This is a genomic window from Bacillus sp. FSL M8-0266, from assembly GCF_038613425.1.
Classification (GTDB): Bacteria; Bacillota; Bacilli; order Bacillales; family Bacillaceae; genus Bacillus; species Bacillus pumilus.
The window spans coordinates 3,060,774-3,071,943 of record NZ_CP152015.1 but is presented as its reverse complement, the minus strand read 5'-3'; the positions used below and the strand labels follow the sequence as shown (position 1 = coordinate 3,071,943).

Genomic DNA, 11,170 nt, shown 5'->3' with positions numbered 1-11,170 from the left:
GAGGAACACCAATGAAACTTTATACAAAAACAGGGGATCAAGGTCAAACAGGCTTGATCGGCGGGAGAGCCGATAAGGATGATGTGAGAGTAGAGGCGTACGGCACGTTAGATGAGGCGAATAGCTTCATTGGACTCGCGCATGCACATTTACGTCAGCATGGCGAATTGTTTCAAGACATTTTGTCAGAGCTGATTGTGATACAGCACGAGCTGTTTGACTGCGGCGGTGATTTGGCAGCAGTGAAACCACCGAAAGAAGGTAAATTAACTGAAATGTCTGTATCAGTCCTTGAGCAAAGAATGGATGTCTATGTAGAAGAAGCCGCGCCACTCACGAAGTTTATTTTACCGGGCGGCCAGGAAAGTGCAGCTCTTTTACATGTGGCGCGGACAGTCGTCAGAAGAGCAGAGCGGCATATGGTGACGCTTGCGAAGCAGGAGGAGATTCCATCAGTTGCGCTCACATATGTAAACCGGCTTTCTGACTATTTATTTGCAGCTGCCCGAATCGTGAATCATCGGCTCGGTGAAGCGGATGTTGAATATGAACGAAGTGCAAACGTATTTCGGTCTAAATAAAGAACAGCACTCTTCAAATGAGAAGAGTGCTTTTTTATTGGATTCTACCGCTCAGTCTGAGCGAAGTTACGACTCTGGTCGCAACGAAAGATCAATCTGCGACACGTTTTGCCAGCTTTCTTTTTTGACTATAGTTAAAGCAAGGAGCAAGAAAGGAGGCATGAAGATGAAAATAACAAGTAAAACCATCATCGGTTCGATTTTAATGTTTGTCGGTCTATCCATCTTCTTCGGTGGTTCACTAGGAGGGCTGATCCCGATTCTGATTGGGGCGTGGCTCATCTATGTAGGTGTAAAGAAATATGAAAAAGGCAGTAAAACCTTCGGCGTCATTCTAGCAGTCATTGGTGTCATGATCGTTGTGCAAGCTCTGCCGTTTATCCTTGGAATCGCATTGGCTGGGGGGCTTCTCTACTTCGGCTGGACGATGATCAATGGTGAACAGGCAAAAGAATCATCAAGTAGATCATATATGGAGCCAAACACGTCACCGAAAATGGAAGAACCTATGCACACGTCATTTGATCAAGAATGGGAAGATTTTTTAAAGAAAAAATAAGAGGAGGAAATTCAAATGGTATTCAGAAGAATGAGAGATATGTTTGTTGCAACGGTCAATGAGGGCTTAGATAAAATGGAGAATCCACGTGTCATGCTAAATCAGTACGTTCGTGATATGGAGGACGATATTGCCAAAGCGAAACATGCGATCATCAAACAGCAAACGATTCAACAAGGCTTCCTGCGCAAAGCAGAAGAGACGGAAGCATTTGCTGATAAAAGAAAGAAGCAGGCTGAGCTGGCATTTCATGCAGGAGAAGAAGAATTAGCACGAAAAGCGCTCACAGAAATGAAGTATTTTGAAGAAAAGCATCAGGAATATCAGGAAGCTTATCAGCAATCTGTGAAACAATTAAAAGAGCTGAAAGAGCAATTGCAGCAGTTAGAAACGAAGCTGCGTGATATTAAAGACAAGAAGCAGGCACTCATAGCAAGAGCAAATGCCGCACAGGCAAAGCAGCATATGAACGAATCTATGAATAAAGTAGATAGTGAAAGTGCATATAAAGAATTTCTTCGAATGGAGAACCGTATCGAAGAAATGGAGACAAAAGCGGGCAGCTATACACAATTTGAGGATCAAGGAGCATATGCTCATCTAGACTATGCTGATGAGGTTGAAAAAGAATGGCAGAAGCTCAAGCTGGAGAAGAAGCCTGAGCAGCAGCAAGCAAACTAAGAAATCAATGGCAGATCGGAAGAAAAGCAGGATTTTTCTTCCGATATTTGATTTCTTTCTGTTTCGCTTTTCCTTATAATGAAAAGGTCAGAAGATAAAGGGATGGTATGAATGAAGCGGTTAATCGGTCTAATTTGTATACTTGTAGGTGTCTTTTTAATGATTGGGATGCTTTTCAAAAACGAAGATCTCTTTCATTTGAGTTTCTCCCGTGAAAAAGCAGTCACAACAGCTTCAGCGAAAAAAGATGAAATTGATCAATTAGATATTTCTCTTTCTGGATTTCGCGTGAAGGTAAAGCCTGAAAATCGTTCCGATATTTCCGTGATGGTCGTAGGTGGAAAAGGGAAAATGTATGCGGAACAAACAGGCAGTACATTTAACGTCCGTGCTGAAAATAAAGGATTCTTGTTTTTCTCTTCATTTGAAAAAGGAGAACTCTTAGTCAAAATTCCAACAGATTATCATAAAAATGTGAAGATTACGGGTGGAAGCGGCGTCAGTGAGGTGGACGGCGAAGGGAAACTGTCTCTTCAAGATGTGACGCTTAAATCAACAAGCGGAAACCTCAATGCCGAGAATTTCTCAGCAAACAATGTCGAAATCAAAGCGACATCCGGCAGACTCTCTGTGTCTCACATCGATGCGAAAAATAGTGATATTGGAGCAACCTCAGGCCGTGCCGATATTAAAGATGTCAAAGGCGAACTGCAGCTAGAAATGACGAGTGGTAGATTGACGGCAAGCTTTGATACCATTGAATCACCTGTCTCCTTTCACATGACATCAGGCAGCGCAAAATTTAACCTGCCGGATGAAGGAGATTTTAACGTCAAAGTGAAAAAAACAAGTGGAAGTGTGGATCACTCCTATCATTTTGATCAAGCAGATAGTGAAGGTCGAGGCTTTACAGGTACGCAGGGAAAAGGGACACACTTAGTCGATATTGAAATGACAAGTGGAAACTTAAAGCTGCGGTAATGAACGGAAGAAAGGAAGGAGGCGAGTCAACTGCGTTTTTCAAGGAATCAAATTTTAGGCATCATTGTCGTGATTTTTGGTATTAATCTATTTCTCAAAATTATTGGGATCGGAGCCGAATTGTTTTGGCCCGTGTTTTTTGCGCTGGCAGGCTATTGGCTGCACTCAAGATCCAAACGTTGGCTCGGTTCAGTTTCCTATATTTTTGCCGGCTTTCTCTTTTTAAAATTCCTGCTCAATATTACATTTAGTCTCACAGGATATTTATTTGCGGCCTTTTTGATATATGCCGGCTATCGCTTATTGAAAAACAAACCCGTTTTTGATGTCGATAAAAAGGAAGCATCGGAGGGCGATAAGCCTTCTCTGAAAGTCAATCTTGAAAAAGAGGGCGAGCAAAAGAAAACAAAGAGCCAGACAAAGCCGCGCAAGGAGCATGACTTTTTTATCGGTGAAGTCAGGCTGATGAAAAAGCCGTTTCAATTAAGTGATTTGACGATTTCAGGGTTTATCGGGGATGTCAAAATCGACTTATCAAAGGCCATCATCGCAGAAGAAGAGAGCACGATCGTGATAAGCGGGCTCATCGGAGATGTGGATATTTTCGTACCGCAGGATATTGAAGTATGTGTGAGTGCTTCAGCTGCCATTGGTGATATGAAAATTATTGATGAAAAAAGAAGCGGATTCGGCAGTAAAGTGTATGTGATGACCGACAATTACGATGAGAGTAAACGAAAAGTGAAAATCTCCATCTCTTTACTGATCGGAGATGTGGATGTGAGATACTTATGAGGAAACTCCATCTAGGTATCCAGTGGCAATCTATTCGTCTTGGAGTAGGGATCTCGCTTGGTGTTGTCATCATGACGATGCTGCCCATGTTTTTTTATTATCAGCTTGATCCGATGATTCTCCTCTCTACCCGCTGGTTCGGCATCCCATTTTTTTGTATTTTACTGATCATTAGTCTTGCCATTGGGGTTTCTGCCTCACATGTATTTGGCTATCAGCATAAAAAGCGTCTTGATCAGCTTGTAGAGTCGATTTTAAAGTTTGAAAATGGGAACTTTGCATACAGACTGCCGTCTCTTGGCGACGATGAAATTGGCTTAGCGGCAGATCAATTAAATGAAATGGCGAAACGAGTGGAAGGTCAAGTAGCCTCTTTGCAAAAGCTCTCGAATGAGCGGGCAGAATGGCAGGTGCAAATGAAAAAGTCGGTCGTCTCAGAAGAACGTCAGCGTTTAGCACGAGAACTGCATGATGCGGTCAGCCAGCAGTTATTTGCGATTTCAATGATGACCTCTGCGATTCTTGAAGTCATGAAGGAAAAGGATGAAAAGATTTTAAAGCAGATGCGCCTAGTCGAACGAATGGCTGGCGATGCACAAAATGAAATGCGTGCCCTTTTGCTTCATCTCAGACCGATCACCCTTGAAGGAAAAGACTTGAAAAAGGGCTTGATTGAGCTCCTAAATGAATTTCAAGCAAAGCAGCCGATTGATATTGATTGGGAAATAGAAGATGATGTTCCGCTGTCTAAAGGAGTAGAGGATCACCTCTTCCGAATTGTACAGGAAGCCCTGTCAAATGTGTTCAGGCATGCAAAGGCGACAAAGGTGACGGTGCGTCTGCTCATTCGAAATCGGCAGGTGCAGCTGAAGATTATCGACAATGGGATCGGCTTTCAAACCGATCATGTGAAGACGGCCTCCTACGGACTGGAATCAATTCGTGAAAGAACAAGTGAAGTAGGCGGTGTCGCAGAGATTATGTCATTTGAAGGAAAAGGAACACAAATTGATGTGAAGGTTCCCATTTTTGATGAAGGAAAAGGAGAGAACGTTCGATGATTCGAGTGCTTTTAATCGACGATCACGAAATGGTGAGAATGGGGCTTGCTGCTTTTTTAGAGGCACAGGCTGATATTGAAGTCATTGGTGAAGCGTCAGATGGACAAAAAGGTGTAGAGCTAGCAGTTGAATTAAGGCCAGATGTCATTTTAATGGATCTTGTCATGGAAGGCATGGATGGTATCGAAGCAACGAAAAGAATTTGTCAGGAAATTGAAGATGCACGAATTATCGTTCTGACGAGCTTTATTGATGATGATAAAGTTTATCCAGTGATTGAAGCAGGTGCTTTAAGTTATTTGTTAAAAACATCCAAGGCAGGAGAAATTGCAGATGCCATTCGGTCTGCAAGTATCGGCGAACCAAGACTAGAATCAAAAGTAGCTGGAAAGGTGATGAATAAACTTCGTCATTCCTCAAATGGATCGATCCTTCATGATGCATTAACAGCAAGGGAAATGGAAATCTTGAAGCTGATTGCTGATGGGAAATCGAATAAGGTCATCGCTGAGGAACTATTTATTACAATTAAAACAGTGAAGACACATATTACAAACATTCTTTCCAAACTCGATGTAGAAGACCGGACGCAAGCGGCTGTGTATGCGCATCGTCATAAGCTGATTCAATAAAATAAAAAAACAGCTTTCAAAAGAAAGCTGCTAGAACATGCGTAAATTTAGTCCTTCTGTCCTGTGATCGGACGTTCGGATAGTTGATGGAGCTCAGGAACTGGAAAAGCCTCCTGCTCCTCGGCCGATTTGTCTTCTAGGGCTTTCTTCATCTCGGATAATAGCTTTACGCTCTCCTTTGCCAATGCTGCCTTTTTCTCTTGCAAACCAATGATCTGTGAAAGTCCGACGAATATACCGCCTCCAACAAGAAGGAGCGCAGGGGTTTGTCCATAATAAATCACGATCAAAAATGTGCTCGAAAAGCTGTCGGCTTCAATGAAGAAATCTTCTTTTGATTGCATGAATACAACGACTAACAGGAGTATTCCTAGAATCAAAAATAGAATGCCGGCCGAAAGTAAAGCTCGTTTCATGATTGACACCCTTTTTTTCTTACCATTTTAACATACTCTATAAGGATTGTGTTGCGCCCTTAGTCCCGAAGTCACGGATTTTCACATTTGCTTTGTAACGAATATCTGATTCACTAAAAATTTCATCCCAATGTTTTGCTTCTTTTCGAAAATCCTTCGGGTAGGCAATACTCGCCTTTTGATAGAACCCGCAAATATCTGCTTTGATCTCATGCTGTAATTCACCGATGAAATCTTTAACGCTTGTCTCTAATCGACGCTTGACAACGCCTTCAATTTCTCTGAGATACTTTTCATTAAAAGCGTTTTCACGTTCATTCCAATCCTCAGACAATCGTCCATCAAGCTCCACTGACACATCAAATTGATATTTTCCGCTGGCTGATTTATTGGTTTTAATATGGTGCTTGAGTTTGAAAATCTCAAAAGAGTAGCTGCTGTGTTCATATTCAAATTCAATGACTCCACCCAGTCCGTCTCCAGTTAACAGATTGTATGACTGTACTGCTAACGGAGAGATATTGGTGAGAAATCGCTTATTCTTAATAATAGAGGCTCCATCGAGCATTAATTTTCCTTGATCGACGCTGACTTTCGGAATAGCGAAAGATACATTGTTTTGCATGGCAGAAGAAATATCTCCTAATGAGACAGTCTTAAACATGAGAATGGTCGATTTTCTATTCTCAGAAAGATCGTATAAGGTCGTAGAGGCTGGCTGTCCGTCGTCATTGATTTTCAGCATGTCTCCAGGATTCTTAGAGGTCATAAAGACGAGGCCTCCTCTCCTCGTTTCATTGTCTCGAATGAATTGATTAATGACGAGGTCGAAATCATTCTCATTGATGAGTTCCTCAGAAAACAATAACACCCGTAGCTGCTGTGCGAAAATGCGATGGCTTTTCAGCGCCGTTGTGCGGAGTATTTGATGCACAGAATCCCCGTTTGTTTCAATGATTTTCGTAGGGTCTTTGATGTTTGATTCCTGAGAGATCTTTTGAGGAACGAGGACTTGCATAGATACCTTTAATTTATTCCCTTGGTCCCCTTTGTCTACTGCAAATCCAATCGCCATGTTAAGCTCCTCAATATTTGTGCTATCCCAGCAACCACTTAATAGAACCAGCGTCAAAAGAGCAACAGCTACTTTCTTTTTCATGTTGTGTTCCGCCTCCTTTTGAAAAACACGATGATAAATAAGAGAAACGGGAGAATGCCGAACAGCAGGAAAAAGAGGTTGTTCACATAGGTTAAATAATTTCGCACTGTATCGACATCCTTTGGAAAAATCGCTGCAAAGTAAATGACAATTCCCATTAAAACAAGGACCACTTTTTTAGGAAACTTGGTCAGTTTAGACACCCCGATTGCAGCAAAAAATGTATATCCGACAAAGCTTGTATAAAGCTGAATCAGCCAAACGATAAGCAAAAAGGAGTCAATTCGTTCAATAAAAATCCCCTGAATATCAAATGATTGAAATAAGGCAATGGTTGGCCAAGTCAAAGTCGCCGTTTCTTTCACCGTGAACGCACCAACCACAAGAATATAGGTGAAAATATAGATGATCGCAGGAATCAAAAAGCCGACTGTACCATAAGCAAAGGTGTGTTTTTGCGTGTTCAAATAGGCAGGCATAAACAGCATCATTTCAATGCCTACAAACGAAATGGCTGATGCGTTCAAAGATTTGAAAACAGGGGAGAATCCCTCTCCTAAAACGGGACGGAGGTTATCTAGCTTAAATTCTTGCACGCTCAGTCCGTAAGCGACAAATAAAATGATGAGCGTCACAATCAGAATAAAAGGAAATAGCCTGGCTAAATCACCAATTCCTCCAATGACAAGATAAAAACCAACCAAAATAAAGCTGATCATTGTCATCGCTACAGGTGTGTTTTGAAGCAGAAAGAACTTCACCATTTCCGACATAGCCCGTACTTCATAGCTAGCAACGCCAAGAAAATAAATAATAATCAAGAGGTTGGCAAGCGCGCCAATCCATTTTCCAAGTCCCTCATTCGTATAATCATAATATGAGGAGAAGGGGACTTTTTTCATCATCAGGACATTTGCAAAAATAAACACAATGTAAATGACACTCATGAGTAAGAGTGCAATCCAGCCGTCAGGTGTAGCCGCAGCCTGAGCCATTGCTCTTGGCAGAATCATCATACTTGCGCCTAGTGTTGTATTTGCAATAATGGCACTTGCCTGATAGCTTGATATCGACTCTTTATGATTGACCATCTCGTTCTCCTTTCTGTTGATTTTTTAAGGGCAATCGAATAATGGAATTGTCCTCGTTTTTATAGCTGAACACAAAATCTGGTGAGAAATATGGTGTGCCAAAACTTTTTTGCCGTGTGAGATGAGTAAGGAGTACGAGCATAAACAGCACAATCCCGTATAAACCAAAGGTAGCCGCAGCAAACATGGACACAAAGCGGAGCACACGAAAGGACATGCCCATCCCGTATTGAGGAACAGTAAAGGACGCAAGGGCCATCACGCTGACGATAATCACCATGATTGAGCTCACAATATGAGCCTGAACGGCTGCCTGCCCAATGACAACCCCGCCAACAAGTCCGATCGTTTGACCGAGCGGGTTTGGCAGCCTTAAGCCGGCTTCCCGCAGAAGCTCAATCGTCATCTCCATGATGAGTGCCTCCACAATAGGCGGAAAGGGGACATTTTCTCTTGTACTTGAGATCGAAATAGCTAGAGTTGTTGGTAAAAGTCCTTGATGGAACGACACAAGCGCAATATAAATGGCTGATAAAAATAATGTCAGAAAGATCGAGGTAAACCGCAGCATACGAATGAGAGAGGCGGCGATCCATCTTTCATAATAATCATCTGGTGATTGCATAATCGTCGCGAGTGAAGCAGGTACAATTAATACAAAAGGCGAATGATCGACAAAGATGGCGACTCGCCCATTGTTCAAAGCAGAGGCGACTTTATCAGGCCGTTCTGTGTTTTGAATTTGCGGAAAAGGAGAATACACATTGTCTTCAATGAGCTCCTCAAGAACACCAGAGTCTTGTATATCATCAATGGTGACTTGTTTGAGCCGTTTTTTTACCTCTTTTAAAACAGAGGTTTCAACGATACCGTCAATGTACATGATGGTCACTTGGGTGTATTTCTTTTCCCCGATCTTCATGTTAACTGTTTTGAGGTCAGGGTTTTTCAAGCGCTGTCGCACGAGAGCTAAGTTCGTGTTTAAATCTTCAATGAAGCCAACTTTCGGCCCTCTTACGACTGTTTCAGATGTAGAATCCCCTAAACTGCGTTTCTTTGTTCCATGCGTTTCTAAAATATACGCATGCTGAAATCCATTAATCAGCACCACGCAATGCCCTTCAAAAATCGCATCGACCAATTCTTCAGAGGTCTTCACCGAACGTGTCGTCATCATGGATAAATTAGATTCCAGCTTCTCTTTTGTAAGAGACGTATGATCTTGGAGAAGCAGCTTTAAAAAGGTTTGAATCTCCATCTTTTCGTTCATTTCTTTTATGTATAAATAGTAAACAACCTGCCCGTGAGGCAGCGTTTTTTTCTCATGGACTAAATCATCCATTTCCTTTAATTGAGGGAGAATGACGGAGAGATTATCGTATAAGTGCTCTTTCAATGGAGTCTGATTCAAAATGATCACCCGCCTCAAATAACTTTTTCTTAGCATTACCTGCTTGAAAAAACAATATTCTGTGTTACATTATTTTGTGGTAAAGGAAAGAATGAGGGTTTTGGAGGAAACAAGATGGCACAAATTCGTTTAGCAGGAACAAAAGAGGAGATTGACCGTATTCTACAGTCGTTTGACAAGCATTATGAAGTGACATATACATCAAAGGATTACGGAAAAACGAACCCAAAATACAAATATTCGAAAGATGTCCGCGTTTATATTGAACTAAAATTAAAATAAAGATAAAATTTTAATTGAAAACGCTTAAAGGATTTTGGTTTTTTGTATAGAATAGAGTTGAGTGTATAAAGCTATGGAGGGATACATAATGACAGAATTTAGAATCGAAAAAGATACAATGGGCGAAATCAAGGTGCCAAAGGACAAGTTCTGGGGTGCACAAACACAACGAAGCAAAGAAAATTTCAAAATCGGTTCTGAGAAAATGCCAAAGGAAGTTGTGAATGCGTTTGCAATTTTGAAACGTAGCACAGCGATTGCCAACGAACGTCTTGGCAACCTTGAGAGCGAAAAAGCAGAAGCAATTGCTGCTGTATGTGATGACATCATCAGCGGAAAGTATGACGAGCATTTCCCGCTTGTTGTATGGCAAACAGGTAGCGGGACACAAAGTAACATGAATATGAACGAAGTCGTTGCAAATAGAGCAACTGTTTACTTAAAAGATAAAAATAGTGAGTTCAGCATTCATCCGAATGATGACGTCAACCGCAGCCAAAGCTCAAATGACACATTCCCAACTGCTATGCACGTGGCAGCTGTTTTAGCTGTCTACAAAAAATTATTGCCTGCGATTGATCAATTAAGAGCGACTCTTGATGAGAAAGCAAAAGCATATCAAGAGATTGTTAAAATCGGTCGTACGCATTTGCAAGACGCAACTCCACTGACAGTAGGTCAAGAAATTAGCGGCTGGGTGTACATGCTGGACCGTTCAAAAGAAATGATTCTAGAATCAACTGAAAAAATGAGAGAGCTTGCGATTGGCGGAACAGCTGTTGGTACAGGAATTAACGCACATCCTGAGTTTGGTCAATATGTCGCTGAGGAAATCAGCAAGCTGACAGGTCAAAAATTCAATTCTTCACCAAACAAATTCCATGCGCTGACAAGCCATGATGAAATTACGTATGCACACGGTGCCCTAAAAGCACTTGCAGCTGATTTAATGAAAATTGCCAACGATGTGAGATGGCTGGCAAGTGGTCCTCGCTGCGGAATTGGTGAATTGATCATTCCTGAAAATGAGCCAGGAAGCTCCATTATGCCAGGTAAAGTCAACCCAACTCAAAGTGAAGCTTTAACAATGATTGCAGCACAGATTATGGGGAATGATGCAACGATCGGTTTTGCTGCCAGCCAAGGAAACTTTGAGCTGAACGTATTTAAGCCGGTTATCATCTATAACTTCTTGCAATCAGTTGAATTACTTGCTGACGGCATGAACTCATTCCATGACAAGTGTGCAGTTGGAATCGAACCAAACCTAGAAACAATCGAGAAAAACTTGAACAATTCATTGATGCTTGTGACGGCACTTAACCCACACATCGGATATGAAAATGCAGCGAAAATTGCAAAGCTTGCTCACAAAGAAGGTTTAACGTTAAAAGAAGCAGCACTTCAATTAGAGCTGTTAACAGAAGAGCAGTTTGAAGAGTTTGTGAAACCAGAAGAAATGGTGACACCGAAAGCAAAATAAGAACCAGGGGCGTCTGCCCCTGGTTTTTTTCATTGAAC

At 41.7% G+C, this 11,170-nt stretch carries 13 protein-coding genes; 9 read left to right on the top strand and 4 right to left on the bottom strand.

The genetic code is table 11. The annotated features are described in order from the left end of the window. Positions 1–11 precede the first annotated feature (11 nt). The 7 genes from MKY83_RS15960 (at position 12) to MKY83_RS15930 (ending at position 5,290) form a co-directional block, all read left to right on the top strand. Positions 12–581: a cob(I)yrinic acid a,c-diamide adenosyltransferase gene (locus tag MKY83_RS15960; protein WP_185107882.1), complete on the top strand. Its 570-nt coding sequence runs from the start codon at positions 12–14 to the stop codon at positions 579–581. A gap of 166 nt (positions 582–747) precedes the next feature. Then, positions 748–1,140, top strand: a complete 393-nt coding sequence (locus MKY83_RS15955; RefSeq protein ID WP_065098043.1) for a hypothetical protein — start codon at positions 748–750, stop codon at positions 1,138–1,140. Positions 1,141–1,155: 15 nt separating this feature from the next. Beyond that, positions 1,156–1,821 (top strand): PspA/IM30 family protein, encoded by a 666-nt coding sequence (locus tag MKY83_RS15950; RefSeq protein WP_003213665.1) that lies wholly within the window; start codon positions 1,156–1,158, stop codon positions 1,819–1,821. Between the two features lie 111 nt (positions 1,822–1,932). Further along, complete coding sequence (locus MKY83_RS15945) at positions 1,933–2,802, top strand: DUF4097 domain-containing protein (RefSeq protein ID WP_065098045.1); 870 nt, start codon at positions 1,933–1,935, stop codon at positions 2,800–2,802. 30 nt (positions 2,803–2,832) lie between these two features. After that, positions 2,833–3,597, top strand: coding sequence for a cell wall-active antibiotics response protein LiaF (gene liaF, locus MKY83_RS15940; protein ID WP_044140904.1), 765 nt, complete (start codon positions 2,833–2,835; stop codon positions 3,595–3,597). Continuing rightward, positions 3,594–4,658: a two-component system sensor histidine kinase LiaS gene (liaS, locus tag MKY83_RS15935; protein WP_044140903.1), complete on the top strand. Its 1,065-nt coding sequence runs from the start codon at positions 3,594–3,596 to the stop codon at positions 4,656–4,658. Before liaF ends, liaS begins: the two co-directional genes overlap by 4 nt. Continuing rightward, positions 4,655–5,290 carry a response regulator transcription factor gene (locus MKY83_RS15930; protein ID WP_003213157.1) on the top strand — a complete coding sequence of 212 codons (636 nt, stop codon included), beginning with the start codon at positions 4,655–4,657 and terminating at the stop codon, positions 5,288–5,290. Before liaS ends, MKY83_RS15930 begins: the two co-directional genes overlap by 4 nt. Positions 5,291–5,337: 47 nt before the next feature. Here the strand turns inward: MKY83_RS15930 and MKY83_RS15925 are convergent, their stop codons facing one another. The 4 genes from MKY83_RS15925 to MKY83_RS15910 are packed head-to-tail and all read right to left on the bottom strand — an operon-like array spanning position 5,338 to position 9,367. Beyond that, positions 5,338–5,706, bottom strand: coding sequence for a hypothetical protein (locus MKY83_RS15925; protein ID WP_003212877.1), 369 nt, complete (start codon positions 5,704–5,706; stop codon positions 5,338–5,340). Between the two features lie 37 nt (positions 5,707–5,743). Then, the gene (locus tag MKY83_RS15920; RefSeq protein WP_342487474.1) at positions 5,744–6,865 is read right to left on the bottom strand and encodes a Ger(x)C family spore germination protein; all 1,122 of its coding nucleotides are present in this window, start codon (positions 6,863–6,865) and stop codon (positions 5,744–5,746) included. Beyond that, entirely contained in the window at positions 6,862–7,956 is a 1,095-nt protein-coding gene (locus MKY83_RS15915; protein WP_106067280.1) for an endospore germination permease, read from the bottom strand. The genes MKY83_RS15920 and MKY83_RS15915 overlap by 4 nt, the downstream gene beginning before the upstream one ends. Continuing rightward, positions 7,943–9,367, bottom strand: a complete 1,425-nt coding sequence (locus MKY83_RS15910; protein ID WP_034620118.1) for a spore germination protein — start codon at positions 9,365–9,367, stop codon at positions 7,943–7,945. The genes MKY83_RS15915 and MKY83_RS15910 overlap by 14 nt, the downstream gene beginning before the upstream one ends. 114 nt (positions 9,368–9,481) lie before the next feature. On the opposite strand from MKY83_RS15910, the gene MKY83_RS15905 reads away from it, so the two are divergent. Together MKY83_RS15905 and fumC are read left to right on the top strand one after the other, a co-directional pair. Next, on the top strand, positions 9,482–9,649 hold the full coding sequence (locus MKY83_RS15905; protein ID WP_003213147.1) for a YvzF family protein: 168 nt from the start codon (positions 9,482–9,484) through the stop codon (positions 9,647–9,649). 88 nt (positions 9,650–9,737) lie between these two features. Continuing rightward, positions 9,738–11,132, top strand: a complete 1,395-nt coding sequence (fumC, locus tag MKY83_RS15900) for a class II fumarate hydratase (RefSeq protein ID WP_065098049.1) — start codon at positions 9,738–9,740, stop codon at positions 11,130–11,132. Positions 11,133–11,170 lie beyond the last annotated feature (38 nt).